General features: G+C 72.7%; 28 protein-coding genes. 9 read left to right on the top strand and 19 right to left on the bottom strand.

What is annotated here, in order from left to right:
- The first annotated feature begins 86 nt into the window (after positions 1 to 86).
- From AB0N07_RS42400 to AB0N07_RS42390, 3 genes are all read left to right on the top strand, one after another.
- A complete protein-coding gene (locus tag AB0N07_RS42400) occupies positions 87 to 518 on the top strand; it encodes an ester cyclase (protein ID WP_365844771.1) in 432 nt (143 codons plus the stop codon).
- Between the two features lie 126 nt (positions 519 to 644).
- Entirely contained in the window at positions 645 to 1,682 is a 1,038-nt protein-coding gene (locus AB0N07_RS42395; protein ID WP_365844770.1) for a zinc-binding dehydrogenase, read from the top strand.
- Between the two features lie 61 nt (positions 1,683 to 1,743).
- Positions 1,744 to 2,217 (top strand): nuclear transport factor 2 family protein, encoded by a 474-nt coding sequence (locus AB0N07_RS42390; protein ID WP_365844767.1) that lies wholly within the window; start codon positions 1,744 to 1,746, stop codon positions 2,215 to 2,217.
- Between the two features lie 18 nt (positions 2,218 to 2,235).
- On the opposite strand, the gene AB0N07_RS42385 is transcribed toward AB0N07_RS42390, so the two are convergent.
- From AB0N07_RS42385 to AB0N07_RS42335, 11 genes are read right to left on the bottom strand one after another with little or no spacing between them, the layout of a single operon-like run.
- Positions 2,236 to 3,036 carry a TetR/AcrR family transcriptional regulator gene (locus tag AB0N07_RS42385; protein WP_365844765.1) on the bottom strand — a complete coding sequence of 267 codons (801 nt, stop codon included), beginning with the start codon at positions 3,034 to 3,036 and terminating at the stop codon, positions 2,236 to 2,238.
- Between the two features lie 41 nt (positions 3,037 to 3,077).
- The gene (locus AB0N07_RS42380) at positions 3,078 to 4,484 is read right to left on the bottom strand and encodes a UbiD family decarboxylase (protein ID WP_365844763.1); all 1,407 of its coding nucleotides are present in this window, start codon (positions 4,482 to 4,484) and stop codon (positions 3,078 to 3,080) included.
- Positions 4,481 to 5,188: an indole-3-glycerol-phosphate synthase gene (locus tag AB0N07_RS42375; protein WP_365844761.1), complete on the bottom strand. Its 708-nt coding sequence runs from the start codon at positions 5,186 to 5,188 to the stop codon at positions 4,481 to 4,483. Before AB0N07_RS42375 ends, AB0N07_RS42380 begins: the two co-directional genes overlap by 4 nt.
- Positions 5,185 to 5,886 carry an N-(5'-phosphoribosyl)anthranilate isomerase gene (locus AB0N07_RS42370; RefSeq protein WP_365844759.1) on the bottom strand — a complete coding sequence of 234 codons (702 nt, stop codon included), beginning with the start codon at positions 5,884 to 5,886 and terminating at the stop codon, positions 5,185 to 5,187. The genes AB0N07_RS42375 and AB0N07_RS42370 overlap by 4 nt, the downstream gene beginning before the upstream one ends.
- Positions 5,883 to 6,545 carry a transglutaminase family protein gene (locus AB0N07_RS42365; protein ID WP_365844756.1) on the bottom strand — a complete coding sequence of 221 codons (663 nt, stop codon included), beginning with the start codon at positions 6,543 to 6,545 and terminating at the stop codon, positions 5,883 to 5,885. The genes AB0N07_RS42370 and AB0N07_RS42365 overlap by 4 nt, the downstream gene beginning before the upstream one ends.
- A 40-nt stretch (positions 6,546 to 6,585) precedes the next feature.
- Positions 6,586 to 7,722, bottom strand: a complete 1,137-nt coding sequence (locus AB0N07_RS42360; RefSeq protein WP_365844754.1) for an acyl-CoA dehydrogenase family protein — start codon at positions 7,720 to 7,722, stop codon at positions 6,586 to 6,588.
- A gap of 15 nt (positions 7,723 to 7,737) precedes the next feature.
- Positions 7,738 to 8,112, bottom strand: coding sequence for an ectoine synthase (locus tag AB0N07_RS42355; RefSeq protein WP_365844751.1), 375 nt, complete (start codon positions 8,110 to 8,112; stop codon positions 7,738 to 7,740).
- A complete protein-coding gene (trpA, locus tag AB0N07_RS42350) occupies positions 8,109 to 10,151 on the bottom strand; it encodes a tryptophan synthase subunit alpha (protein ID WP_365844749.1) in 2,043 nt (680 codons plus the stop codon). Before trpA ends, AB0N07_RS42355 begins: the two co-directional genes overlap by 4 nt.
- Positions 10,152 to 10,153: 2 nt before the next feature.
- The gene (locus AB0N07_RS42345) at positions 10,154 to 10,459 is read right to left on the bottom strand and encodes an acyl carrier protein (protein ID WP_365844747.1); all 306 of its coding nucleotides are present in this window, start codon (positions 10,457 to 10,459) and stop codon (positions 10,154 to 10,156) included.
- 35 nt (positions 10,460 to 10,494) lie between these two features.
- Positions 10,495 to 12,036 carry an AMP-binding protein gene (locus AB0N07_RS42340; RefSeq protein ID WP_365844746.1) on the bottom strand — a complete coding sequence of 514 codons (1,542 nt, stop codon included), beginning with the start codon at positions 12,034 to 12,036 and terminating at the stop codon, positions 10,495 to 10,497.
- Between the two features lie 38 nt (positions 12,037 to 12,074).
- Positions 12,075 to 12,851: a cyclase family protein gene (locus AB0N07_RS42335; protein ID WP_365844744.1), complete on the bottom strand. Its 777-nt coding sequence runs from the start codon at positions 12,849 to 12,851 to the stop codon at positions 12,075 to 12,077.
- Positions 12,852 to 13,035: 184 nt separating this feature from the next.
- Here AB0N07_RS42335 and AB0N07_RS42330 point away from each other — a divergent pair, with 184 nt between their 5' ends.
- Positions 13,036 to 13,476, top strand: coding sequence for a pyridoxamine 5'-phosphate oxidase family protein (locus AB0N07_RS42330; protein ID WP_365844742.1), 441 nt, complete (start codon positions 13,036 to 13,038; stop codon positions 13,474 to 13,476).
- A 65-nt stretch (positions 13,477 to 13,541) separates the two neighbouring features.
- On the opposite strand, the gene AB0N07_RS42325 is transcribed toward AB0N07_RS42330, so the two are convergent.
- Positions 13,542 to 13,976, bottom strand: coding sequence for an ester cyclase (locus tag AB0N07_RS42325; protein WP_365844740.1), 435 nt, complete (start codon positions 13,974 to 13,976; stop codon positions 13,542 to 13,544).
- 229 nt (positions 13,977 to 14,205) lie between these two features.
- On the opposite strand from AB0N07_RS42325, the gene AB0N07_RS42320 reads away from it, so the two are divergent.
- Positions 14,206 to 15,066, top strand: coding sequence for a methyltransferase domain-containing protein (locus tag AB0N07_RS42320; RefSeq protein WP_365844738.1), 861 nt, complete (start codon positions 14,206 to 14,208; stop codon positions 15,064 to 15,066).
- A gap of 76 nt (positions 15,067 to 15,142) precedes the next feature.
- Here AB0N07_RS42320 and AB0N07_RS42315 read toward each other — a convergent pair whose 3' ends face one another.
- The 4 genes from AB0N07_RS42315 to AB0N07_RS42300 are packed head-to-tail and all read right to left on the bottom strand — an operon-like array spanning position 15,143 to position 18,216.
- Positions 15,143 to 15,400, bottom strand: coding sequence for an acyl carrier protein (locus AB0N07_RS42315; RefSeq protein ID WP_365844736.1), 258 nt, complete (start codon positions 15,398 to 15,400; stop codon positions 15,143 to 15,145).
- Entirely contained in the window at positions 15,339 to 16,649 is a 1,311-nt protein-coding gene (locus AB0N07_RS42310) for a beta-ketoacyl synthase N-terminal-like domain-containing protein (RefSeq protein WP_365844734.1), read from the bottom strand. The genes AB0N07_RS42315 and AB0N07_RS42310 overlap by 62 nt, the downstream gene beginning before the upstream one ends.
- On the bottom strand, positions 16,646 to 17,914 hold the full coding sequence (locus tag AB0N07_RS42305; protein ID WP_365844732.1) for a beta-ketoacyl-[acyl-carrier-protein] synthase family protein: 1,269 nt from the start codon (positions 17,912 to 17,914) through the stop codon (positions 16,646 to 16,648). The genes AB0N07_RS42310 and AB0N07_RS42305 overlap by 4 nt, the downstream gene beginning before the upstream one ends.
- A complete protein-coding gene (locus AB0N07_RS42300) occupies positions 17,911 to 18,216 on the bottom strand; it encodes an antibiotic biosynthesis monooxygenase family protein (protein WP_365844730.1) in 306 nt (101 codons plus the stop codon). The genes AB0N07_RS42305 and AB0N07_RS42300 overlap by 4 nt, the downstream gene beginning before the upstream one ends.
- Positions 18,217 to 18,464: 248 nt before the next feature.
- Between AB0N07_RS42300 and AB0N07_RS42295 the strand changes: the two genes are divergently transcribed.
- On the top strand, positions 18,465 to 19,664 hold the full coding sequence (locus AB0N07_RS42295; protein WP_365844728.1) for a cytochrome P450: 1,200 nt from the start codon (positions 18,465 to 18,467) through the stop codon (positions 19,662 to 19,664).
- 16 nt (positions 19,665 to 19,680) lie between these two features.
- On the opposite strand, the gene AB0N07_RS42290 is transcribed toward AB0N07_RS42295, so the two are convergent.
- The 3 genes from AB0N07_RS42290 to AB0N07_RS42280 form a co-directional block, all read right to left on the bottom strand.
- On the bottom strand, positions 19,681 to 20,403 hold the full coding sequence (locus tag AB0N07_RS42290; RefSeq protein ID WP_365844726.1) for a Crp/Fnr family transcriptional regulator: 723 nt from the start codon (positions 20,401 to 20,403) through the stop codon (positions 19,681 to 19,683).
- 1 nt (position 20,404) lies between these two features.
- Complete coding sequence (locus tag AB0N07_RS42285; protein WP_365844724.1) at positions 20,405 to 21,244, bottom strand: AfsR/SARP family transcriptional regulator; 840 nt, start codon at positions 21,242 to 21,244, stop codon at positions 20,405 to 20,407.
- Between the two features lie 243 nt (positions 21,245 to 21,487).
- The gene (locus tag AB0N07_RS42280; RefSeq protein ID WP_365844722.1) at positions 21,488 to 22,393 is read right to left on the bottom strand and encodes a hypothetical protein; all 906 of its coding nucleotides are present in this window, start codon (positions 22,391 to 22,393) and stop codon (positions 21,488 to 21,490) included.
- Positions 22,394 to 22,566: 173 nt separating this feature from the next.
- On the opposite strand from AB0N07_RS42280, the gene fabG reads away from it, so the two are divergent.
- From fabG to AB0N07_RS42265, 3 genes are read left to right on the top strand one after another with little or no spacing between them, the layout of a single operon-like run.
- The gene (gene fabG, locus AB0N07_RS42275) at positions 22,567 to 23,352 is read left to right on the top strand and encodes a 3-oxoacyl-ACP reductase FabG (protein WP_365844720.1); all 786 of its coding nucleotides are present in this window, start codon (positions 22,567 to 22,569) and stop codon (positions 23,350 to 23,352) included.
- 21 nt (positions 23,353 to 23,373) lie between these two features.
- Entirely contained in the window at positions 23,374 to 24,348 is a 975-nt protein-coding gene (locus AB0N07_RS42270; RefSeq protein ID WP_365844718.1) for an aromatase/cyclase, read from the top strand.
- Positions 24,341 to 24,829, top strand: coding sequence for a helix-turn-helix transcriptional regulator (locus tag AB0N07_RS42265; RefSeq protein ID WP_365844716.1), 489 nt, complete (start codon positions 24,341 to 24,343; stop codon positions 24,827 to 24,829). Before AB0N07_RS42270 ends, AB0N07_RS42265 begins: the two co-directional genes overlap by 8 nt.
- Positions 24,830 to 24,882: the final 53 nt, after the last annotated feature.

Genomic DNA, 24,882 nt, shown 5'->3' with positions numbered 1-24,882 from the left:
GGCTCCCTCGAGGGCACCTCGCAAAGCTGGGGCGGACACGTCGGCCGCATGCCGACGGCCCAGTCGCGCGAGGAGGAGCCCACGTCATGCCGGAACTGGCAGAGAACAACCTGGAAGAGAACAAGAAGAAGTGCCTGGCGATGGTGGCGGCCTGGAACCGGTGGGAGCTGAAGGGGATCATCGACCACTGGGCCGACGACGTCGTGCACTACTCGGAGGACGAGCCGGTCGACACGCCCGAGATGATCCGCCGCATGGAGGGCGGTCTGCAGGCGTTCCCGGATCTGCACCTCGATGTGAGGAGCATCATCGCCGAGGGCGACCGGGTCACCCTGCGGATCACCGTCACCGCCACCCACAAGGGGCAGTTCGGCGACCTGGAGCCGACCGGCAGGAAGGTGTCGTGGCACATCGTCGAGGAGCTGCGCTTTGAGGACGGCAAGGTCGTCGAGCACTGGGACGTCATGAACTATCTGCCGATGCTCAAGGCGCTCGAGATGGTGCCCGCCGAGGTATGAGACACGGCCCGGCGCGGACCGAGGGGCATCGGCGATGGCCGGTCCGCGCCGGATCCCGCCCGCGCGGGAGGGCGTGGAAGGCAGCGCGGACGACAGCCATGTGCGGAGACAGCCGAGAGGGCGGACATGAGCACGGACACCAGCAGTACGAGCACACAGACGATGGACCAGGTCGTACTGACCGGGGTCGGCGGTCCCGACCGGCTCCGGCTGCGGCGCGCGGCCCGTCCCGTCCCGGGGCGCGGCAAGGTGGTGGTCCGCGTCGAGGCGGCCGGTATCTCCTTCGCCGAGGTCCAGCTGCTCCAGGGCCTGCACCCGTTCCCGCCCAGGCTGCCGGCCGTGCCGGGCTACGACCTGGTGGGGCGGATCGCCGCGGTCGGCCCGGGGGTGACGGGGCATCGGGTCGGCGACCGGGTGGCCGCGATGCCCCGGGCCGGGGCCTGGCAGGAGTACGTCGCGGTGCCGGCGGGCGGGCTCGCGCCGGTGCCCGAGGACCTCGACGCGCCCACCGCAGTCTCGCTGGTGTGCAACGGCGTGACGGCCTGGCAGATGCTGCACCGGCGGGCCCGGGTGCGCCCCGGTCGGACGGTCCTGGTGCAGGGCGCGGGCGGCGGCGTCGGCACCTTGCTCACCTCGCTCGCGGTGCACCACGGCGCGCGGGTGATCGGCACGGCGTCGCCGGGCAAGCACGACGCCCTGCGCGCCCTGGGGGCCGAGCCGCTGGACTACCGCTGCGACCTGCGGGCCGCGGTGCGCGAACTCGCCCCGGAGGGGGTGGCCGCGGTGTTCGACCACATCGGGGGCAAGAGCCTGGACCTCGGCTGGTCGCTGCTGGCCCCCGGCGGCACGCTGGTGTCCTTCGACTCTTCGGTGGAGGGCTACCAGCCGGGACAGTGGTTCCGGCCGCATGTGCCGGCGATGCGCCGAGTGCTGGGCTGGAAGCTGCGCGCTCTGCTGGGGCTCACTGGCGGCCGCCGCGCCACGCAGTACTACGTGCGTCCCGGCGACGCCTTCCGGGAGGACCTGGCCGCCCTGTTCGGCCTGGTGGGCGAGGGCGTGCTGCGTCCCGCGATCGCCGGTGCGTATCCGCTGGCCAAGGCGTCGGCCGCGATCACCGAGCTGATGGAGAGGCGCACGCTCGGCAAGCTCGTCCTGGTCCCGTGACACCCATCGACCCGCACATCGGCGGACAACGCACATCAGCGGACAAGGGGAAGGAACGCACATGACGGTACAGGCCGAGGCCGGATCCGAACGGACCGCCTCCGCACCGGAGTTCGCGGCGCTCTACGCCGAGGTCCAGCAGTTCTACGCCCGGCACATGTGGCTGCTGGACTCCGGGGCCGCCGAGGACTGGGCGGCTGGTTTCACCGAGGACGGCGTGTTCGCGCCGCCGTCGGCACCGCGGCCGATCAGGGGCCGGGCCGAACTGGCCGAGGGGGCGCGACGGGCCCGGGCGGAGCTGACCGAACGGGGCGAGCAGCACCGGCACCTGCTGCTGTCCCTGGACGTCGAGCCCGCGCCGGAGCCGGACGGCGCGGTGAAGGTGCGGTCCTACGCCCAGATCGTCGCCACCACGCGGGGCGAGCAGCCCCGGCTGCACCTGATGTGCGTGACGTACGACGTGCTGGTGCGCGACCCCGCCGACGGCGGCCTGCGGATCAGTGAACGCCGGGTCACCCGCGACGACCGCCCCTGACGGGCAGGTACCGGCGGCTCAGGTGGCGGAGTCGTCCGCCTCGCGGTGGGCGGCGACGAGGACCTCGATGCCGTCGAGGATGCGCTGGAGCCCGAACTCGAAGTTGTGCGAGGCGTCGTAGGCCTGGCCGTGGGCGGATCCGACCGCCTGGCCGACGGACGCGGCCAGCGGGTACCTGCTGTAGTCCATCAGCGTGGTGAGCAGCGGAGCGTGCGCCTGCCACCACTGCTCGTCGGTCATGCCGGAGTCCTTCTCGGCCAAGGCGGCCTCGACGGAGCGGCGCGCGGTGGTGTCGGCGTGGCCGATGACCAGGTTGACGACCGTGTCCATCTCGATCTCGCTGAGCCCGATCCCGTCCACGGCCTGCAGCTCGTACTCGTACTTGGCGATGGCGTTCGGGCCCAGCGGGGGGCGGCTGATGCCGACCTGGAGCATCCAGGGGTGACGGTGGAACAGGGCGCGGTTCTCGCGCGCGACCAGCTCGAGCCGGGCCCGCCAGTCGCCCCGGCCCTCCGTGGACCTGGCGGCCTCGCCGTAGGCGCTGTCCAGCATCAGGTCGATCAGCTCGGCCTTGCCGGGGACGTAGGTGTACAGCGTCATCGTGCCCACGCCGAGGGTCTCGGCGACCCGGCGCATGGACAGCGCGCCCACGCCCTCGGCGTCGGCGACCTCGACGGCGGCCTGGACGATCTTGTCGACGCTCAGGTCGTGTCGGGCGTTGCGCGCGGGGCGGCGGTTCTGGGTGCGCCACAGCAGCGCGAGGCTGCGCACCGGGTCACCGCTGCCGCTGTGCACGTTGGTCGAGTCCTTGGCTGCCATCACGGCCCATAGTAGCCGGGCCTTTCCCCCGCTCCCGGGTCTCAGTAGCTGCGGCGCACGAGGTCGCGCAGCCGGAAGGGTGCGGTGGCGTCGATCCAGGTCCGGCCGCTGCCACCGGGCCCGCGTTCCGCCGTCCACGCCTCGCCCTGTGAGAGGTCCATCCCCAGGGGGCGGAAACCGTCGAGGGTGATGGCGTCGGTGCCGAGGTTGGCCCGGGTGGTCATGGCCCACAGCACGTCCTCGGCGGCGGCGACGTCGATGTCGTCGTCCGTGAACACCACGAGCTTGACGAAGGGGTGGGCGGTCAGGATGCGGCGGGCCAGTGGACCGAGCGCGTCGTCGTCGGCCGGGCTCCGCTTGCGCACGGCGACCGTGAGCAGCAGCATGCCGCCGCCGGCGGGCGAGAAGTGCAGGTCGTGGACGAGGTGGGGACCGGCCCCGTCCGACAGGGACAGGGCCACCGACAGCGCGCCGGCCAGCCCGAGGATCACCGACTGCTCGCGGCCGGGCCCGATGCACGCCTGGTACAACGGCGCCTCGCGGGTGGTGATCGCGGTGACGGTGAGCACGGGCAGGTCGGGGCGGGCGCTGCCGTCGTAGCCGAGGAACTCCGGCAGGGAGCCGCGGGGCGGCCCCGCGAGGCTCTCCGGGGCGGTGGTGCCGTCGAGGTGCCCCTCGACGACGATCTCGCTCTCCGCGAGGGTCACCGCCGAGGTCCCGCTCGCCGGCCGGCCGAGCGTGACGGGCGCGCCGGCAAGGGCGCCGGCGACATCGAGCTTGCCCAGATGGGCGGGCAGGAAGCGGGCGTTCAGCGCCGAGGCGATCATGACCGCGGGCGGCACGCCGATGTTGACGGTCACGGGCAGCCGTTCACCGCGCGCCACGGTCTCCTCGTACAGGGCGCGCAGCCTGCGACCGGGCACCATCCACACGGTCAGCCGCTTGTCGTCGAGGACGAGCATGCGGTGCACGGACAGCACCGGCCGGCCGCCGTCCGCTGCGGGGGCGCACAGCAGGCCCATGGTCAGATACGGTCCGGCGTCGCGCGGGGTGGTCTGCAGCACCGGCAGCGCACCGAGGCCCTCGCCGGTCGCGTCGAGGCATGCGCACGGTGGGTCGGCCACCTGCTGGGGCGGCCGGGCCGCGGCCAGGAGGCGTGCGGCCACCCGCGGATCGGTGCGCTCGGGCAGTCCGGGAAGCCAGGCGCGGACCCGGCGCTCGTCGCCGTACAGGCCGAGGAGCACAGGGTGGCGGTGACCGGTCACCTGCCGGTGGACGACGACGTCCTCCGGGGCGGTACGGCCGGTGGCAGGGACGCCGGCGTGGCGGGTGGCGAAGTCGGCCGCCACGTCGTCGGTGCCGAGCGGCTCGGTGTGCTCGTGCAGCCGCCCCGGGCTGCGCCGGCGCACGTCCGCCAGGGCGGCCCGCAGCGACAGTGCCGGCCTCATGTCCGTACCGCCGGTTCGTGCCGGATCCGGTCCAACTCGGCGAGCCAGTCGTCCGGGTGGCCGCCGCGCAGCAGGGCGGTGCCGATGAGCAGGCCCGCGAACCCGGCACGCAGCAGGCCGGCCGCCTGGGCCGGGGAGGCGATGCCGCTGGCGCTGACCGGGCAGCGGGTTCCGGTGGCCCGTACGGCGGGCAGCAGGGCGGTACCGGCGGGCGGGTCGGCGGGGCCGCGCTCCCGGTCGGTGATGTCCTTGTTGGCCACCGCGACGACCGACTCGGTCCCGAACGGCACGGCGGCGGCCTGGTGGGCGTCGCTCACCTCGACGAACGGGGTCAGGCCCTGGCGCAGGCACTCCTCGGCGAGGGCGCGCAGGCTGTCGCGGGTGAGCAGCCGGGCGGTGAGCAGTACGGCGGAGGCGCCCAGTTCCCGGCTACGGGAGATGTGCGCGGTGCGGGTGACGAAGTCCTTGCGCAGCAGCGGGAGCCGGGTGCGGCCCGCCACTTCGGCGAGGAGTTGCTCGTCACCGCCGAACCAGCGGCCGGTCACCACGGACAGACAGGGGGCTCCGGCCCGTTCGTAGGCGGCGACGACCTCGGCGACCGGGCGGCCGCCCAGCAGGTCGGTGCCATTGCCGTCGGCCGGTTTGATCTCCATCACGACCGGGCGGTCCGCGCTCAGCAGCGCCTCGGTGAAGTCCGTGGTCATCGTGGGACTTCCTGTTCCGTGTGTTCCGTCGCCCGGGCAGTGGTGCCGCGCCAGCCGCGGGCGACGGCGGCGACCCGCTCGCCGTCGAGCAGGCCGTCGGGGCCGCGGGCCGCGGTGTCGACGTCCACGCCCAGGAAGCGCGGGTGGGCGGCGGCCGCGGCGTAGGCGGTGTGGTTGTGCGCGGTGATGCCGCCGGCGAGCAGGAACGGGCGCCGGATCCGGTCGGCCAGCCGGAGCACGGCGTCCGGGTCGGGCGGCAGTCCGGTGCTGCCGAGGCGTCCGTCCGGGGCGGCGGAGTCGAACACGAAGCAGTCGGTCCCGGCGCGTTCGTAGGCGTCGATGAGTCCGTCCTCCAGGCAGTCACGGCCGCGCAGATGGAGCGCTTTGATCACGGTCGCCGGACAGCTCCGCTTCAGCGCCCGCACCAGGGACGGCGGCTGATGGCCGTGCAGCTGGACCCAGCGCACGCCCGTGCGGTGCAGGGCCGCGGCCAGGACGCCGGGGTCCCTGGCCAGGGTGACCAGCACCGGGGCGGGACGCACGCCCGCGCGCCCGGCCAGTTCACGCAACTGCACCAGGGTCAGGTCGGACCGGCCGCCGGGGACGCCGAACCACAGGCCGACCAGGTCGGCGGCGGCGAGGCCCTCGACCTCGGTGCCGGTGGTGGCACCGCAGGCCTTCACCAGAGGCGGGGTCATGCCTCGGCCGCCAGACTGCCCCGCACGAACGTGGTCGCCCCGGGGGCGTCGAACAGCCGCGGGTGGGCCCGGAGCAGGTCGTCGAGGACGAAGTCGTAGGGCAGGTCGTCGAACTCGCCGTGCTCGCGCAGGAACTCCATGCGCAGGGCGCCGCCGCTGCCGTAGGCGTGGTGGACGCTGTCGGTGGTGCCGTCGAAGGCGAGCTCGGGGATGCCGTACAGGCGGCACAGGGTGCGGTTGAACACCGGAGTGGCGCGCAGCCAGCGGCCGTTCAGGTGCACGGCGGTGAGGCAGTGCTGGTGGAAGACGTCTCCGCCCAGCAGGTCGAGCAGGCGGGGTGAGGCCAGATGGTTGCGTACGTCGGTGAGCACCAGGCGGCTCGGGATGCCGGCCGCGCGCAGCGCGGCCGCGTACACCACCGACTTGTGCAGGCACATGCCGCTGCCCCGGCGCAGCACGCTGCTGGCGCGCAGGCCCGCCCGGGACAGATCGGCGCCGTAGACCTCGTAGCGGATGCCGTCACGCACGGCGTGGTAGAGCCGGACCGCCCGTTCGACGGGGGTGCCGTCGGCCGCGGCGGAGGCGACGAGACGGCGCACCTCGGCGCTGGTGTGGTCGAGGAACTCCGTTTCGGCGAGCGGAAGTTGCGGGGCGGCCATGGGTGTTTCTCCCTTCCGTGCGCCGTGGGAACGGCGTCGCTCACAGGCCGAGCATCGAGGCGATGCGGTTGCGCTGGATCTCGGAGGTTCCGGAGTAGATCGTTCCGGCGACGGCGTTGCGCAGGTCCTTCTCCAACCCGTACTCGGCGGTGTAGCCGTTGGCGCCGAAGAGCTGCACCGCGGCGAGTGCCGAGGCCACGTTGGCCTCGCTGACGAGGAGTTTTGTGATGGCGATGTCGGTGGTGACGTTCTCGCCCGCGGCGAAGTCGCGGGCGGTGTCGTAGAGCCACTTGCGGGCGGTGCGCACCCCGGTCTCCATCTCAACGGCCTTGTGGGCGACCGCCTGGAAGGAGCCGATGGGCCGCCCGAACTGGGTGCGGGTGCGGGCGTACTCCAGGCAGCGGTCCACGCGGTGCCGCATCTCACCGGCGGTGACGGCGAAGGAGCACAGGATCTCCCACTTCATCACGTGGTCGAGGACCAGGAAGCCGGCACCCTCGCGGCCCACGGTGTGCGTGGCGGGCACGCGGCAGTCGTCGAGGACGAGTTCGCCCAGCGGGGAGGTGCGCAGGCCCATCTTGCCGACCGGCGGGCCGCAGCTCAGACCGGGTGTGCCGCGCTCCACGAGGAACGCGGTGAGGCCGAGCGGGCCGGCGTCGGCGCGCGTGCGGGCGTAGACGACGAACAGGTCGGCCACCGGTCCGTTGGTGACGAAGGCCTTGGTGCCGCGCAGCACATAGGTGTCGCCGTCGCGTTCGGCCGTGGTGCGCAGGGCGAGCGCGTCCGAGCCGGCCTCCGGCTCGCTGATCGCGTGCGCCCCGATGCGCTCGCCCGAGCACACGGACGGCAGGTACCGCTCCTTCAACTCCCGTGCCGCGAAGCGCTGCAGGGCGATCCCGGTGCTCACCAGATGGGTGGTGAGCGAGAAGGCGAGGCCGCCGTCACGGCATTGCTCACCCATCCCCTCCAAGACGTACATGGTGGTCGCCAGGTCCTGCCCGAGCCCACCCCAGCAGGTCTCGATCGGCAGGCCCATCAGGCCGGTCTTGGCGAGCGTGCGCCAGTGCCCGGCCGGGAACTCCGCCCGTGCGTCGCGCTCGATGTGATCGCCGTTGATCACATCGAGCCACGGGCGCAGACCCTCACGCAGGGCTCGCTGCTCCTCGCTCCAGATCATCGCCCGCCACCGCGCCTAGTACCGGGAGAACTCGACCGAGTCCAGTGTGTGCCGCTCGTGTCCGGCCAGGGCCGGGGTGAACACGCACACCAGACGCAGGTCCTGGTCGGGGTCGGCGATCAGGAAGTGGGGGTCGTGCTGGTCGAGGGCGTAGAGCGTGCCCGGCCGGATGGGGTGGGTGGTGCCTTCGGCGTCGACGACGGCGCCCTTGCCCTCGATGCAGTAGCAGGCCTCCAGATGGCGCTGGTACTCCAGCCTGGACTTGGTGCCCGCACGCACGATGGTGTCGGTGACCGAATAGCCCATGCCGTCGGTCTCCAGCAGAAACCTGCGGCTGAGGCCGTTGCCCCAGTCGACGCTGGTCACCTCGTCAAGGTGTCGGATGATCACGGTGTGTCCTCCTGCTCCAGTGGTCCTTGTCGGTGCAGTTGTGCGGCGTACCCGGCGAGGGCCGTGACTGGGTCGCGCCCGGCGTCGAGTGCCTCTTCCACTGCCGCGACGGCGGCACTGCCGACGATCACGGCGTCCGCGCCGGTGCGGGCGAGCGCGGACACATCGGCGCGCGAGCGCACGCCGAACCCCACCGCGACGGGCGCGGCGGACGTCTTCTTCAGCTCCGCCACGACGGGCGCGAGCGTCGCGTAGCCGTCGGCCGGGCGGCTGCCGCTGCGGCCGCGGACGGCCACGAGGTAGAGGTACGCCGTGGCCTCGGCGGCCACCCGTTGCCGTACTGTGCGCTCCGAGGCCGCGTAACAGGTCGTCACCACCGGCAACCCGGCCGCCGCGGCGGCCCGCAGATGGTGCGGGCGGGTCCTGGGCGGCAGCCCGTGGACGAGGACGGCGTCGGCCCCGCAGTCGGCGACCCGGCGGGCGAAGTCGTCGTGCCCCAGCGGGCGTACGGTGTGCGCCCAGTCGGCCAGCAGTGCGATGCGCAGCCTGTGCCGTCCGCCGCGCAGGGCCGCGATCGCGTCCAGCACGTCCTGGACTCCGGTTCCGGCGGCAAGGGCCCGGTTCGCGGAGCGGCGCACCACCGGGCCGTCGGTGACGGAGTCCGGGAAGGGCACGGCCAGTTCCAGGCAGTCGACGCCCGCCTCGTCGAGCGCCGCCACCACGTCGGGGAGGGCGTCGAGGGGCGGATCGCCGGCGTTGAGGAAGAACGCGAGCCCGGGGCGGTCGGCGGTCACCCGCGAGAAGAAGGGGCGGGGTTCGGAGCCGGTGCCCGGTCCCTGTGCGCCCGGCGCCGCATTCCCCGCTCCCGGCTTCGGGCGGGCGGGAGGTGCCGGCACCGCTGTCGCCGTCCGTCGCGACGGCTCGGCGATCCCGCCCTCCTCCGACCCGGAACGGAGGGCGCCGGCCGGCTCTGGCCGTTCCGGACGGGGAGGTTCCTGTCGGCCTCGGGCGCTCACCCCGGCCCTTCGGTGTGGCGCGGCCGTGCGCAGGCGGTCGAGCAGAGCCAGCGCCGCGCCGTCGACCAGGGCGTCGGACGCGTCGGTGAGCGCCCGGCGCCAGTCGGGCGCCCGGCCGGAGAACACGGCCAGGGCGGCGGCGTTCAGGCACACGGTCTGCGTGACCGCCGGGGCCGCCGCGCCCGAGAGCACCTGCCGGAAGTGCGGGACGAGCGCGTCGTCGCGTTCCACCGGGCGCAGGTCGGCCAGGGTGCCGGGGGCGTGCCCGAGGGCCCGGCGGGACAAGGTGCCCGGGGGGCCCTCGGCGGGGTGGACGGTGTTGTCGGCGATGGACAGCAGCTCGTCGGCGCCGTGCTCGTTGGTGCACAGCCAGACGCCCCGGCCGACACGGTCGACCGCGAGGCGGCGCAGCAGGGGCAGCAGGGTGTGGTCGGAGACGCCGGTGAACTGTGCCGCCACCGGCAGGTCGGACAGGAACGGGCCGAGCGGGTTGAAGGCCCGCCCCAGTACCCGCATGTCCCACGGCAGGACCAGCCGGGCAAGCCGGGTGAGCCGGCGCGGGAAGACGAAGGGGCCGGCGAAGGCGATGCCGAAGCGGTCCAGTGCCCCGGCGGTCTCCTCGGGCGAGCGGGTGAGCCGGATGCCGAGCCGCTCCAGCAGGTCCACGGAGCCGTACCGGCTGGTGTAGGCGCGGGATCCGGTCTTCACCACCGGCACGCCTGTCGCGGCCGCGAGGAAGGCCGCCGCGGTGGAGATGTTGAAGGTGCCGGGGCCGCCGCCGGTGCCGACGACGTCGACGGCGGCGAGCGGGGCCGACCGGCCCTCCTCGTCCGGTTCCCGCAGCGTCCGCAGCATCGCGGACACCGTCGCGGGCTCCGGCAGCCGGGTGGTGAGCGACGCCAGTACGGCGACGGCTTCGGCCCGGTCCGCGCGGCCGGTGTCGAGCCGGTGCCAGAAGGCGTTCCACGCCTCGTCCGGCACCGGTTCCCGGGCGTCGAGCAGGGCGGTCAGCAGGTCGTGCACGGCTACTTCGTCTCCGCGGTGACGGCCTCGGCACCGGACCGGTCCGGGCCGTCCGCCGCGCCGTCGGCCGCCGCACGGGCGACGAAGGCGTCGATGGCGCGGACCGTGCGGAAGGAGTCCGGGTCCAGCTCCACTTCGTCGGCCTGCAGGCCGAAGCGGTGCTCCAGCCAGGCGATGACCTTCAGCAGGCCCAGGCTGTCGATGACGCCCCCGCCGATCAGGTCGTACTCCGGGTCGAGGGCGTTCGCCTCGACGTCGGGCAGGAACTCGTCGATGACGAACCGGGTGATGATCTGTTCGTGGCGCACTGGGGCTCCTGTTCGTGTCGTCATGCCGGGTGTCTTCAGGCCCGGTTCAGCGCTGTTCGGTCGACCTTGCCGGTGGAGGTGCGGGGCAGGGGTGCGTCGGTGACGCGCAGGGTCGCGGGGATGGCCGCGGGGACCAGGCGCCGGGCGCAGTGGCCGCGCAGCACGAGGGAGTTGAGGTCACTGCCCGGGGTGCGGCGGACCACGGCCAGCAGAGCGTGGCCGCCCGGCTCGTCCGGGACCGCCAGCACGGCGGCCTCGGCGGCGTCCGGATGCTCCAGCAGGACGCGCTCCACGTCCTGCGGGTCGACGCGGGTGCCGCGCACCTTCACCTGGAAGTCGTCGCGGCCCCGCAGTCTGAGGTGCCCGTCCGTGCCGCGCTCCACCAGATCGCCGGTGCGGTACCAGCGGCGACCGTCGGCCGGGTCCAGCGGGTGCGGGCCGAAGCGGGCGGCGGCGCCCTCGGACGCGGTGAGGTAACCCGGGCTCTGGAACGGGGTCGACACATAGAGCTCGCCGCGGCCGGGGCCCGCCAGTTCGGTGCCGTCGTCGGTGCGCACCAGCGTGCCGACGCCGGGCAGCGGGTCACCCAGCGGGAGGGGGCCTTCCGGAAGGCGGGCGGGGTCGATCTCGTACAGGAAGCTGTCGTTGGTCTCGGTGCAGCCGTAGACGTTGTACAGCCGGGCGCCGGGGAAGAGGTCCGGGAGCCGGAGCACGTCCCGCCGGGGCAGGGTGTCCCCGGTGACGACGACATGGCGTACGCCGGCCAGGGGCCGGTCGCCGGCGGCCTCGATCAGCAGCCGGTGGACGATCGGCACGGCCTGCACCAGGTGCACGGGCTCACTGCGGATCAGCTCCGCGAGGTACCGGCCGTTGGCCGCGTGCGCCGGGTCGCACAGCAGTACGGTGCCGCCGTGCGCGAGTGTGGTCCATACGTCGAGCAGGCACAGGTCGAAGTTGAGGGGGGCGTGGTTGAGCACGGTAAGCCCGGGGCGGATGCCGAAACGGTCACCGGCCCACGCCGTGAAACGGCGCACCGCGTCTGCCGTCAGCGGCACGGTCTTCGGGGTGCCGGTGGAGCCGGAGGTGGTGAGCACGAAGCCCGTACCCGGCGGTGGGGTGGGGCCGGGTGCCGGAGCGGGCTCGATGGTCGCGACCTCGTCCGGTCCGAGGACGAACCGGCAGCCGACGGCGGCGAACAGCACCCGCAGTGTGGCCTCGGGCAGAGTGGCGGGGGGCAGCACCACGGGACGGCCCGCGGCCAGACAGCCGAGCACCAGGGCGACGGCCTCGGGCGACTTGGCGGCGTGCACGCCCACGGGTTCGCCGGGGCGCAGCGGCAGCCGGGCGACGCGGTCGCGCTGCGCGTCGGCCGCGTCCAGCAACTCGCCGTAGCCGACCCGCCGTTCGTGCCACACCAGCGCACAGGCCTCCGGCTGCCGCCGCGCCCAGGCGGCGAATGCGGCATCGAGAGTCCCGGCGCCACCCACGTCTCCCGCCCCGCTGGGCACGGCGGCCGTGGGGCCGTCGGGCTCGGGCGCGGTTCGGCGCGCTGTCCGCTGTGCTGTCTGCTCGGTCATCGAGCCCTCTCCGCTCCCCTGGTGTCCGGGTCGAACCGTCACTCGTCGAACAGCGCCACCGCGCGCGCCCAGCCCGCGCCGGCGTCGGCGATCTTCACCGGCAGGCAGCAGAACGTGAAGCCGTACGGCGGCAGGGAGCCGAGGCCGGCCAGCCGTTCCACCTGGCAGTACTCGCGTTCGCGGCCCGCGAAGTGGGCCGGCCACAGCACAGAGCGGTCGCCGGTGGCCCGGTAGCGGGCGATGATGTCGCCGAACGGGGCGTCCAGGCTGAACGCGTCGGTGCCGATGACCTTGACACCGAGGTCGAGCAGCCGGTGCACGGCGGTGCCGTCCAGCCCCGTGAAGTCGGTGAAGTACCGCCGCGTACCGGCCCATGCGTCGGCCCCCGTGTGCAGCAGCACGATGTCACCGGGGTCCGGCACTCGGCCGATCCGCTCGAACTCCTTGTCCAGGTGGGACGCGTCGACGGCGCCCGTCCCCTGTCCGGTCACGTCGAGGACCAGACCCGGGCCGATGAACCACTCCAGCGGCATCCGGTCGATGTGCCGCGGCACCCCGTCGCCGTAGTGGGCCCGCGACCCGTAGTGCGAGGGCGCGTCGACATGGGTGCCGGTGTGACTGGTGAGCGTGAGCCGGTCCAGGGACAGGAACTCCCCCTCGGGCAGCTCGTCGGGGTCGAACTCGATCCCGAAGTGCTCCCGCATCTCGGTGCTCATGTGCACCGCCCCCTGACGAGGCGTCAGCACCTCGTGGACGACGGGATCCGGCTCGTGGCCGGACGCGTCCACCGGCGACGAAAGATCCACGATTCGCACGGCCACCTCCTGTGTGAGCGACAACCCCACCCTTGCCCGGTCCACTTGAGAAACGATGGGATTTCGATGAAATCCCGGGTGCTGCACAAACACCCATACCGCATTGCAGGATTGCGTATTGCGCGGCCATGGACAGGGCGGGCACGATGGGTGCGCCGTACTGTTCTCGAACGAAAGGCATGACGTGGCAGAGCAGATCAGCGAGGCGAATCTCAAGTTCTTCCAGGAAGTAATGCCGATCATCGTCGGCACGAAACGCCGAAACGGCGTGGTGAAGATGGACCCGGCCTGGTTCGAGTTCCGCGACGGATTTTTCTGGCTCAACAGCTTCCGCGGTTCCCGTTGGCTGGAGCACCTCGAACGCGAGGGCCGGGCGTCCCTGCTGCTGATCGACCCGAAGGACATGACCCGGGTCGTACACGTGGAGTCCGCCCTCGTGCGGGCCTCGGAGGACGGCGCGGACGAGCACCTGGCCCGGCTCAACGACCGCTACCAGATGCCCGAGCACGACGAGCTCGCCCTGGAGCCGCAGACCAGGGTCAGCATCCAGCTCGAGCCCCTGGACATCCGCAGCACCCTGGACTGGCAGGCCCAGTGCGCGGCCGACGTGAACGTCAGCGGCTGAGGCGCCGGCGTGCCGAAGGGGCCCTCCCCCGGGGGAGGGCCCCTTTGCGCGTCCGCCGCCCTGCGCTACGGCCGCCAGCCCTGCGGCTCGGGCCACGGGTCGCCGAGCTGCCGGTAGGTGCCCTGGTAGTCGGGCCAGTCCCGGTGGTCGCGGATCTTGCCGTCGACCAGCCGGATCAGATGGATCTGCTCCCCGGAGAATCGGCGTCCGGTCGGCGCCATGCCGACCAGCTCGCCGACGTGGCGGCCGTACAGGACGAGGTGACCGCGCACCCAGTCGCCACGCTCCTCGAGCCGTACGGTGTCCAGGCGGCACTCCTCGGAGAAGGTGGCACGCAGCCACTTGACCGCCATGGCGAACGCCTCGGGGCCGCGCAGGTCCATGTGCTCCAGAGACGCCGGATTGAGATATTCCGGGTGGATGTACTCGGCCACGTCATCGACGTCCCCGGTGTTGTACGCCTTGACCATCCGCTCTACGGCTTCGATGTTGCGACTCATCTGCCCTCCTGGCGCGGAGTTTTCGGAATGGGGTGAATTCTTCTGGAGCGATCCGTCCGCAACAACCCTCCGCGACCCGGCCAAGTTGTTCTGCAGTGAAATTCAAGCGCTGTTCGAGCCGTCTTCGAGAATCACTCGAGTAATCTGCGAGGCCCCTTCGGGAGTTGCTTGTGATGATTTCCTCCACCGTCCGTCGAGGCGCCCGTCGAGGGCCCGTTGAGGAGGAAACGTGGATACGTCGACGTACAAGGCCGAGGTCACCAGCGCGTTCAACCGGGCCGCCGCGCAGTACGACCGGCTGGGCGTGGAGTTCTTCACCCCGATGGGCAGGCGGCTGACCGAACTCGCCGCGCCCGCGGCCGGTCAGCGGGTACTGGACATCGGCTGCGGCCGCGGCGCCGGCCTGTTCCCGGCGGCGGAACGCGTGGGCCCGCTGGGCCGGGTGCTCGGCATCGACATCGCCGAGTCGATGGTCGCCGAGGTCGCCGCGGAGATCGCCCGGCGGGGTCTCGGCCACGCCGAGGCGCGGGTCATGGACGGGGAGCGCCCGGACCTGCCGGAGCGCTCCTTCGACCGAATCGTCGGCGGCTACAGCGTCATCTTCATGCCGGACGCGCCGGCGGCCCTGGCCCGTTACGCCGCGCTCCTCGACGACGGCGGGCGGATCGCCTTCAGCAGCCCGGTGTTCACGGCGGACACCTTTCCCTTCCTGCCCCCGCTGTTCACCGAGCTGATCCCGCGCGAACTGCTGCGTTCGCTGCCGCCCGCCTGGCAGCCGGAGGCGCTCAGCCGCCGGTTCAACAGCTGGCTGGAGCACGCGTCGGATCTGCGCCGCACCATGGAGGACGCCGGCTTCACCGAGGTGGACGTCGTCGACGAGCCGGTGGACATGGTGGCCGTCTCCGGCGAGGCTTGGGTGGACTGGTCGCACACCCAGGGCATGCGGCTGCTCTGGCAACACCTGTCCGCGGCGGACGCCCGGGCCCTGCGCGAGCGGCTGATCACGGCCCTGGACGCGCTGCGGGACGGCGACGGTCCGGTGCGCATCGAGGTGCCGGTGCGCTACGTCCTCGCCACCGTCGCCCGCTGACCGCTGCCGCCCCTGCACAGACCGGTGCCGGTGCCCCGACCCATGGGCACCGGCACCGGTGGTCGTGCGCGCCGCGTCAGCGGCTCTCGGCGAGAGCCTTGTTGGTCAGGTCGATGAGGTCACGGGGCGTACGGGCCTCCAGGACGACGTCGTCCTGGAGCGCGGCCCCGTGCCGGCGCTGGATCAGGCTCACCGTCTCCAGGACGGCCAGCGAGTCGTAGCCCAGGTCGGCGAACTCCATGTCGAGGATGTCCCGGTCGAGGTCGACGCTCTCATCCGCGCCCGCGCATTCGAGCAGGATGCTCCGGAGTCCGTCGAGGGTGAGTCGGCTCATCTGTGTTGTCCTCCTGTCGGGGCCCCAAGGCCCCCTGCCTTGGTTGGGTGACGACCATCGCCGCGTTGAACCCGCCGTATCCGCGCGCCAGGACGAGCGCGGCCGGGGTCGGCAGCGGGCGCGGCGCGAGGACCAGGTCGAGCTCGTACGCGGGTGCGGGGCGGGCCACGTGCACCGTCGGCGGGATCACGCCCTCCCGCAGCGTCAGCAGCGCGGTGGCGAGATCCAGCGCCGCCCCGCCCGCGCCGAGCCGACCGGTCATCGTCTTCGGCGCGGTCACGGGCACGCCGTACGAGCCGAACAGGGCCCGCAGCGCCTCGGCCTCGGCAGCGTCCTCCTCCGGGCTGCCGTCGGCGTCGGCGAACACCACGCCGATGCCGGACGGTTCCAAACCGGCCTCCGCCAGGGCCAGTTCCGCGGCACGGCGCAGCGTACGCGGCCGGCCCGACCCGGCCGGCGGGTCGAAGGTCGCCGCGTATCCGGCGATCTCGCCGTACGGGACGCTCCCGCGCGCGGCGGCCGACGCGGCAGACTCGAGCACGAACAACGCACCGCCCTCGCCGGGCACGTGACCGTTGGCGTCCGCGTCGAAGGGGAGGTAGGCCCGCGCGGGATCGGCGCGCCGGCTGAGCCGGCCGCTCGCCTGCAGGCCCACCCACCCCCAGGGGCAGAGCGAGCCGTCGACCCCGCCGACCACGACTGCGGGCACACCCTGCCGGACGTGGCGGCGCCCCTGCCCGACCGCGTCCAGACCGCCCGCCTGCTCGGTCACCAGCACCCCGCTGGGGCCGCGCGAGCCGTGCCGGATGGAGATCTGGCCGGTGTTGACCGCGTAGAACCAGGCGAAGGACTGGTAGGCACTCACATGCTCCGGCCCCTGGCTCCACAGCTTGTGCAACTCGTTGTGGCCGAAGGCGAATCCGCCCGCCGAACTGGCCGAGACGACGCCCACACCGTAGCCGCCGTCGGCACCGACGTCCGTGCCCGCGTCCGCGACCGCCAGGTCGGAGGCGACCAGGGCGAGTCGGGTCATGGGGTCGGTCTGCGGCAGCAGCCTGCTGGGCAGGTGCTCCTGGGGCCGGAAGTCCCCGACCTCCCCTGCCAGCGTGCTGGGGTAGCGGCCCGGGTCGAAGCGCGTGACCCGTCCGACGGCGCTGCGCCCGGCGAGCGTGGCCTGCCAGTGCCGCTCGGCGCCCAGACCGGTCGGTGCCACGACTCCCAGGCCGGTGACGACCGTTGTCCCGCTCACGCCGGACCGCCCTCGGCGCCGGAGAGCACCATCGCGCTCTGGAAGCCGCCGAAGCCGCTGCCCACGCTGAGCACCGTGCCCAGGCGGGCCTCCCGGGCGACCAGCGGCACATAGTCGAGGTCGCACTCCGGGTCCGGCTCGTGCAGGTTGGCGGTCGGCGGGACGACCCCGTGGCGCATGGCGAGCAGACAGGCGGCGATCTCCAGCGAGCCGATCGCCCCGAGCGAGTGCCCGATCATCGACTTCACGGAGCTGACCGGCACCCGGCGGGCGTGCTCGCCGAGTCCGCGCTTGAACGCGGCGGTCTCGTGGCGGTCGTTCTGCTTGGTGCCGGAGCCGTGCGCGTTGATGTAGTCGATGTCCTCGGGTGCCGTACGGGCCTGTGTCAGCGCGGCGCGGATCGCCTCGGCCATCTCCGCCCCGTCCGGGCGCAGCCCGGTCATGTGGAAGGCGTTGGAACGTGAGGCGAACCCGGTGACCTCGGCGTGGATGTGCGCTCCGCGGGTCAGGGCGTGTTCGCGCTCCTCCAGCACGAACACCGCCGCTCCCTCGCCGAGCACGAAGCCGTTGCGGCTGCGGTCGAACGGCCGGGAGGCGGTCCCCGGGTCGTCGTTGCGCGGCGTGGTGGCCTTGATGGCGTCGAAGCAGGCCACCGTGATCGGCGAGATGGGTGCGTCCGTGGCGCCGGTGATCATCACGTCCGCGGCGCCCTCACGCACCAGCTCCACCGCCCGGCCCACCGCGTCCAGGCCCGAGGTGCAGCCGGTCGACACCAGGGACACCGGCCCCTCGGCGCCCGTCTCACGGGCCACCTCGGTCGCGATGGAGCTCGGCACCAGGTAGTCGTACAGGTACGGCACGGCGTAGCCGTCGTCGACGTTCCACAGCCGGCCGCCGTCGCTGACCACCGCGTACTCGGTCTCCAGGCTCATGGTGCAGCCGACCGCGCTGCCGATGGATACCCCGAGCCGGCCGGGGTCGGCGGCGGCCGGTTCCAGGCCGCTGTCCGTCAGGGCCTCGCGAGTGCACACCACGGCGAACTGGGCGGCCCGGTCCAGGCGCCGCGCCTGCTGCTGGGACAGGCCCTCACGCAGCGGGTCGAAGTCGCACTCGGCGGCCACCTGGGAGCGGAACGGCGACGGGTCGAAGAACGAGATCGTCCGGGTGGCCGTACGCCCCGTGGACAGCAGGTCCCACAGCTGTTTGGTGCCGATGGCGTCCGGGGCGACCACGCCCATCCCGGTGATGACGGCTCGCCGGCTCATCGGCGGCCGTCCAGCCGGGTGCGGTAGAGCGCGTGCTCGCTGGTGCTCAGCGCGCGCAGTGCCCTGGCGTGCGGCACGAAGTCCCGGTGCCGCAGCGCGGCACGGAACGACTCCTCGTCCGTCCAGCGGGCGATGTTGACATAGGCGTCCTCGCGGCCGAGTTCACGGACCAGAACGTGATCCAGGAAACCCGGCCGGCCCACGAAGAACGCCACCGTGTCGGCGAACGCCCGCTCGAACTCCTCGGGCGGGGCGTGCACCGTGAAGCGGTTGAGAAACGTGATCTCCGTTCCTGACGGCATCCCCGATCCCCTCACTGCCGCGAACATCCGGTTCCCGGCACTGCGGCCGGATTGCGGCTTCCACGGTGCGCGGCGGCACTCACAACGGGCTTGAGGACCGCTTTAAGCCCCTCGTTCCGCCCTCCACCGGCCGTCTGCGAGCGACCTTCGAGCCGTCGCGCGTAGCTTCACAGCGACTTGGCGACCACCAGCTGTCCGCCCGGGGAGGGATTGACCTGACCAGCAACGAGACCACGGCACGGCCGACGGTGCCGGAGCCGCTCCCGTCGACGATGGCCGAACTGACCGACTGGGCGCGGCATCGGCGCGGCGCCGACCCCGTGTACTACGACGAGCGCCAGGAGGCCTGGCAGATCTTCCGGTACGCCGACATCGCAGCCATCCTGAAGGACCCGCCGCGCTACCTGGCCGACCTGGGCAACCTGGTGGCCAGCACGCCGGAGCTGGAGCTGGTGCAGCGCGGCAACTTCGTCAACATGGACGGCCCGCGGCACCGGCTGATGCGCGGCAGGGTGGCCCAGGCCTTCCACCCGCGTGCCGTCGCAGCGATGGAGCCACGGCTCGAGGTGATGGTCCGCGATCTGCTCGACGGCCTGGCCGGGCGGGACGCCTTCGACCTGGTGGGCGAACTCGCCTATCCGCTGCCGGTGATGGTGATCGCCGAACTGATCGGCATCCCGGGCGGCGACCGGGAGCTGTTCCGTGGCTGGGCGGAGGAGTTCTTCCCCTTCGACGAGGAGGAACCGCAGCTGACCTCCTCGCAGGAGGCGGTGGACACGCTCACGCCGACCGTGAAGGAGATGACCGCCTACCTCTTCGAGCACATCCACAGGCGCCGCCGGGGGACGTACGACGACCTGACCGCCCGGCTCGTCGAGGCCGCCGACGCGCAGGGGGGCGAGGACGGGGAGCGGCTGACCGACGAGGACCTGGTCGGCATGATCGCCCTGCTGCTGACCGCCGGTCACATCACCACCGCGGCGCTGCTGGGCAGTTGCGTCCTCCAGCTGGACCGCCACCCGCGGGCGGCCGCCGAGGTGCGGGCCGCCCCCGAGCTGCTGCCCCTGGCCATCGAGGAGGTGCTCCGCTTCCATCCGCCGCTTCCCCGGCTGACCCGGCGCACCGCCACCGAGGTCACCGTGGGCGGCCGGACCGTCCCGGAGGGGCAGATCCTCGCGCTGTGGCTGGTCTCGGCCAACCGGGACGAGGCCGAGTTCGCCGACCCGGACCGCTTCGACGTACGCCGCCGACCCAACCCGCACCTCAGCTTCGGGCACGGCATCCACTTCTGCCTGGGCGCGGGGCTGGCCCGGCTGGAGACGCGTATCGCGCTCCGGCAGCTGTTCGAGCGGTACGGCAGGATCGAGGTGGCCGGCGAGGGCCGGTTCCACCATCCGTTCGCGATCCTGAGCGCCAAGAACCTGCCGGTGCGGGTGACACCGGTGTGAGGCCGTACGCGCCCGGTCAGCTCCCCGTCGTCTCGGCGTACGCGCGCAGCCGCGGTTCATCGACGATCAGGGTGTGACCGGGCGCCCGGTGCACCAGGCCGCCCGCGCGGAACTTCTTGAGGAAGTGACCGACACGGGACCGGGTGGTGCCCACCAGCTGCGCCAGTTCCTCCTGGGTGATCCGCTGGTCGATGCGGCGGTGCCGCTCGTGCCCCTCACCGAGCTTGCGCGACAGTCCCAACAGTACGGTGGCCAGCCGCTGTTCACTGGTCCTGGTGACCAACTGGGTGATGCGCTGCCGTTGTTCGGCCAGTCTGCCGACGAGAAACCGCAGGGACTCCTCGTACGCCGGCCCCGTGGCGAGGGCGTCCAGGAAGGCGGCGAGCGGGATACGGACGAGTTCGCTCGGGGCCATCGCCACGGCCTCGGTGTCCCGCACCGGCTCCAGCAGGCAGGACTCGCCGAAGATGTCGTACCGGCCGTGGATGTCCAGCAGACACGTGCGGCCCTGCCGGGTGACGGCGGCGGTCTTCACCCGTCCCGCGCGGACCAGGTACAGATGCGGATCGTGCCGGCCCGGGGTGTACACATGGCCGCCGGACGGCAGCCGGAGCATGTCGGCGGACCGGTCCAGCGCGCTGCCGGCCGCGCCCAGCAGGCCGGTCAGGCGAGCGGCGAGGACCACGGCGGGCTCGGCGGCGAGGATGCCCGGGACGTCGGCGGGCGCGGCTCGGGTCATGTCAGTAGTCCCGGTCGCCACCCCATGCCGAGGACCCCACGATCTCGCCCCTGGGCCGCTGGGTGGGCAGCTGCGCGACGACGTCGGCGCGGTTGTCGAGCATGGCCCGGTGCAGCTGCTGCACGAGGGGGCCGGGTTCCAGGCCGAGTTCCCGCACCAGGCCGCCGCGCAGCCGCTGGAAGGCCTCCAGCGCCTCGGAGCGCCTCCCGGAGAGATAGAGGGCGCGCATGTACTGGGCGTGCATGCCCTCCTGATGGGGGAACTCGGCGGTGAGCGCGGCGAGTTCGGTCAGCACCTCGCCGTAGCTGCCGAGCCTGAGCTGGGCGTCCACCAGGTACTCCAGCATCACCTGGCGGGAGACCTCCAGCTGGCGGCGCTTGGACTCGAGCACGGGGCCGATGGGGACGTCCACCAGAGCGGGGCCACGCCACTGGGCGAGGGCCTCGGCGAGCAGGGACACCCCTTGTTCGTCGTCGCCGTTGATCAGCGCGGTGCGACCGGCGGCCAGCAGCGACTGGTAGCGGTGCACGTCCAGCGTGGCGCCGTCGGTGCGCAGCTGGTAGCCGCCCGCCCGGGTGACGAGCACCTCCCGGGAGACTACGGCGGTGGACATGCCGGTCACCTTCGAGAGCAGTCGGCGCAGCGCGAGGATGTAGGTCTGAAGCGTCGTCGGGCCGCTGCTCGGCGGCGTGTCGTTCCACAGTTCCCGCATCAGGCTCGGCACCGGCACGACCCGGTCGGCGTTGACCAGCAGCGTGGTCAGCACGCTGCGCAGCTTGGGCGCGCTCGGCGCCCTGTTGATGTCACGCCCCCGGCAGGAGGGAACGTGCGTCGAAGACACCACTGTCAGCGGACCCAGGACACCCAACCGCACGTATTCCCCCTATCGCAGTGGTCACGTCACAGGGCGGGACGAGATCCCCACGAACGTGCTACAGACCTCTCGGAACACCCTCAAGAAACGGTCAAGTCGGAACTTTGTCCACACTAGATCGATCATCTGCGGGTCGATCACAGGAAGACCGGCCAGATGGAGATCGGCCACGTGGAGACCGGCCACAAGGAGACCGGCCAGGAAGACCGGTCACAGCGGACGGCCGACACCTCTCCGGTGTGACCAGGAGACCACCGCTTCCCTGAGCACCGTGTCCCAGCCGTCGATCTCGGAGAACTGGTACAGCGCGACCTCGGCCCGACCGTCGCGCGCCCGCTCCTCTCCGCGGGCGATCCCGGCGACCGTCGCGTGCCCGTCCCGGCCGTGGGCTCGCGACCCGTGCGACGCCACCCCCACACGCCGGCAGACCGAGACGACCGCATCGGGCAGCGGACGGTGACTGATCAGCAGCGACCCGGGAACCAGCCAGGCCGGGTCCAACGGCACGTCGTCAACCACGGCCACCACGTCCGACCGCGGTACCACGGCACGCGGCGTGACCTCCGCCAGCACGACCGGCACGTCCGCCAGGCGGGCGGCGGCGCCGGCGAAGGCGCGGGCCTCTTCCAGGTCGGCCGCGCACACCCGTACCACCGAGATCGACGGCAGCGCCTGCGTCAGCACCCGCAGGGTCGCGCGCGCGTGTTCGCCGGTGCCCAGCAGACCGAGCGAGCGGGCAGCGGCGGGCGCCAGATAGCGAGCGGCGAGGCCGGAGGGCACCGCCGCACTCCAACTGCGCACGACCCGCGGGCCGACGACCGCCGTCATCGCCCCGTCCTCGGTGGAGATCCAGAACTCGTCGGGTCGTACCTCGCCGCGGCTCCCCGCAGCGCGCACCGCGTGGGCCAGCCGTGCCCGCAGCGTCCAGAGCCCGCGCGTCCCCGGTCCCGGCCACACCGTCCGGGCCGGCCACCGAAGCAGCGTGCCGCGACGGGGCGCGGCCCCCAGCAACAGGTCCTCGAGCCGCTGAAAGAGGAACTCGAGGAATTCCGGGTCGTGGAGTACGCCGTGCAGATCCATCGAGGAGAGCAGCCGCAGCCGGGGCTCCCGGTCCATCCCCCCTCCAGGCGGTCTCGGCAGCGCGCAGGCGGCGACTTTATCGCAGGCGTAGGGCATCCGACACACGGCGTGAGCGATCAACCACCGTGTATCGAGCGGCCTTCGAGTGCCCGTCGGCAGACTCGGACGGGTCCGCCGCCCGGCGGACGCCGCCTTCCAGAGGAGGACGCATGTCGGACGCACCGAGCAGGACCGCGATCGTGACCGGCGCGACGAGCGGCATCGGCCTTGCCACCGCCCGCACGCTCGGCCGGACCGGCGCGCCGGTGTTCCTCTGTGCCCGGACGGCCGACGATGTGGCACGGACCGTGAAACAGCTGGCCGAGGAGGGGGTGGAGGCGGACGGCCGGGTGTGCGACGTGCGCGATCCGGCGGCCGTACGGGAGCTGGTCGCCGCCGCCGTGGAGCGCTTCGGGCCGGTCGGGATCCTGGTGAACAACGCCGGGCGCAGCGGCGGCGGTGCGACCGCCGACATCCCCGACGAGCTGTGGTCGGACGTGATCGAGACCAATCTGACCAGCGTGTTCCGAGTGACTCGGGCGGTGCTCAAGCAGGGCGGCATGCTGGCCCAGGGCTGGGGTCGGATCGTCAACATCGCCTCCACCGGCGGCAAGCAGGGCGTCGTCTACGGCGCCCCCTACTCCGCCTCCAAGCACGGTGTGGTCGGCCTGACCAAGGCGCTGGGCCTGGAGCTGGCCAAGACCGGCGTCACCGTGAACGCGGTGTGCCCCGGCTATGTGGAGACGCCGATGGCCCAGCGCGTGCGCAAGGGCTACGCCGACTTCTGGCAGACCACCGAGGACGCGGTGCTGGAGAAGTTCGAGGCGAAGATCCCGCTCGGCCGTTACGCGACGCCCGAGGAGGTCGCCGCCTTCGTCGGCTATCTGGTCACCGACGCCGGCGCGCCGATCACCGCCCAGGCGCTCAACGTCTGCGGCGGCCTGGGCAACTACTGACGAGCAGAGGAGAGGGCACGCATGAGCACACCCGGGACCCATCAGACAGAGCACCGCGTCGACGTCGCCGCCCCGGCCCGGACCGTCTACGACCTGGTCGCGGGCGTGGAAGCATGGCCGCGCGTCTTTCCGCCCACGGTCCACGTCGAGCACCTGGAGCAGTCCCCGTCCGCCGAGCGGATCCGCATCTGGGCCACCGCCAACGGCGAGGTGAAGACCTGGACCTCGCGCCGTGAGCTGGACGCCGTGGGACTGCGGGTGCGGTTCCGCCAGGAGGTGTCCCAGCCGCCCGTGGGCGGCATGGGCGGCGAGTGGATCATCGAGGAACTGCCGGGCGGCAGCTGCCGGGTACGGCTGCTGCACGACTTCCACGCGGTCGACGACGACCCGGACCACCTGGCCTGGATCACCCGCGCGGTCGACCGGAACAGCGGCTCGGAGTTGGCCGCGCTCAAGGCGGCCGCCGAACGCGCCGGAACCGGAGGCGACGACGACCGTCTCGCCCTGACCTTCGAGGACACCGTGCCCGTGGCCGCCGACCCGGCGGACGTGTACTCCTTCATCCGCGAGGGCGACCGCTGGGCGGAGCGCATCCCGCACGTCGCCCGCGCCGCGCTGACGGAGACGACGCTGGACGTGCAGCTGCTGGAGATGGACACCCGGACCAAGGACGGCTCGGTGCACACGACGCGCTCGGTACGCGTCTGTCTCCCGCCGCACCGCATCGTCTACAAGCAGCTCCAGCCGCCGCTGCTGATGTCCGTGCATACCGGCGAGTGGACGTTCAAGCGCTTGGCGTCCGGTGGTCTGGTGACCTCCCGTCACACGGTGGTGATCAACCCCGAGAACGTGGCGAAGGTGCTCGGTGCCGGGGCCACCGTGGCGGATGCCCGCGACTTCGTCCGCAACGCCCTGAGCGCCAACAGTACGGCCACGATCCGCACGGCCGACGAGTTCGCCGCCCGGCACGGGCGGAGGGTGCCGACCCGTGGCTGAGACCCTGGGCGAGCTGCTGCGCGCGGAACGCGTGCGGGCAGGGCTGACCCAGCAGCAGCTCGCCGACTTCGCCACGGTCGGCGTCCGGACCGTGCGGGATCTCGAGTCGGGGCGCTGCCTGGCACCCCGTCAGGGCACGGTCCGGCTGCTCGCCGAACAACTTGGCATGTCGCGTGCCGCCCGGGCCCGGCTGGAGGAACTGGCCCGGCGCGGCGCCGTCCGCGGTGGCGGGTCCGCCGCGGACGTCGCACGCACTCGCGGCGAGCGGCGCCAACTCGCCGCCCGCATCACCCGGTTGTGGCAGCGGGAGGGCGCCCCGGTGGTGTGGCTCGCCCCGCTGCCCCGGGACACCGCACTGCCGGCCCCGCCCGACCCGGCCCGCACTCTGCTCGTCCTCGACGGCGACGACCCGACGACCCGGCCCGAGGACGTCGTACGCCTGATGCACAGCTGTCCCGGAGTGCGTGTCGTCATCACGTGAACGGAAATCGACCGGCCCGCACGCAGAGGAGGCCGCAGCCCTCGGCTGCGGCC

The sequence above is a fragment of the Streptomyces sp. NPDC051172 genome (genome assembly GCF_040682555.1).
In the GTDB taxonomy this organism is placed as follows: Bacteria; Actinomycetota; Actinomycetes; order Streptomycetales; family Streptomycetaceae; genus Streptomyces.
The sequence above is the reverse complement of the archived record's forward strand: the minus strand, read 5'-3'. Positions and strand labels throughout refer to the sequence as shown.

Coding starts and splice junctions, on each gene's coding strand:
- AB0N07_RS42395 (WP_365844770.1), top strand. CDS start 645: ATGAGCACGGACACCAGCAGTACGAGCACACAGACGATGGACCAGGTC.
- AB0N07_RS42305 (WP_365844732.1), bottom strand. CDS start 17,914: ATGAGCCGGCGAGCCGTCATCACCGGGATGGGCGTGGTCGCCCCGGAC.
- AB0N07_RS42315 (WP_365844736.1), bottom strand. CDS start 15,400: ATGAGCCGACTCACCCTCGACGGACTCCGGAGCATCCTGCTCGAATGC.
- AB0N07_RS42325 (WP_365844740.1), bottom strand. CDS start 13,976: ATGAGTCGCAACATCGAAGCCGTAGAGCGGATGGTCAAGGCGTACAAC.
- AB0N07_RS42300 (WP_365844730.1), bottom strand. CDS start 18,216: ATGCCGTCAGGAACGGAGATCACGTTTCTCAACCGCTTCACGGTGCAC.
- fabG (WP_365844720.1), top strand. CDS start 22,567: ATGTCGGACGCACCGAGCAGGACCGCGATCGTGACCGGCGCGACGAGC.
- AB0N07_RS42385 (WP_365844765.1), bottom strand. CDS start 3,036: ATGGCAGCCAAGGACTCGACCAACGTGCACAGCGGCAGCGGTGACCCG.
- AB0N07_RS42375 (WP_365844761.1), bottom strand. CDS start 5,188: ATGACCACGGACTTCACCGAGGCGCTGCTGAGCGCGGACCGCCCGGTC.
- AB0N07_RS42370 (WP_365844759.1), bottom strand. CDS start 5,886: ATGACCCCGCCTCTGGTGAAGGCCTGCGGTGCCACCACCGGCACCGAG.
- AB0N07_RS42280 (WP_365844722.1), bottom strand. CDS start 22,393: ATGGACCGGGAGCCCCGGCTGCGGCTGCTCTCCTCGATGGATCTGCAC.
- AB0N07_RS42290 (WP_365844726.1), bottom strand. CDS start 20,403: ATGACCCGAGCCGCGCCCGCCGACGTCCCGGGCATCCTCGCCGCCGAG.
- AB0N07_RS42340 (WP_365844746.1), bottom strand. CDS start 12,036: ATGACCGAGCAGACAGCACAGCGGACAGCGCGCCGAACCGCGCCCGAG.
- AB0N07_RS42390 (WP_365844767.1), top strand. CDS start 1,744: ATGACGGTACAGGCCGAGGCCGGATCCGAACGGACCGCCTCCGCACCG.
- AB0N07_RS42360 (WP_365844754.1), bottom strand. CDS start 7,722: ATGATCTGGAGCGAGGAGCAGCGAGCCCTGCGTGAGGGTCTGCGCCCG.
- AB0N07_RS42365 (WP_365844756.1), bottom strand. CDS start 6,545: ATGGCCGCCCCGCAACTTCCGCTCGCCGAAACGGAGTTCCTCGACCAC.
- AB0N07_RS42400 (WP_365844771.1), top strand. CDS start 87: ATGCCGGAACTGGCAGAGAACAACCTGGAAGAGAACAAGAAGAAGTGC.
- AB0N07_RS42380 (WP_365844763.1), bottom strand. CDS start 4,484: ATGAGGCCGGCACTGTCGCTGCGGGCCGCCCTGGCGGACGTGCGCCGG.
- AB0N07_RS42270 (WP_365844718.1), top strand. CDS start 23,374: ATGAGCACACCCGGGACCCATCAGACAGAGCACCGCGTCGACGTCGCC.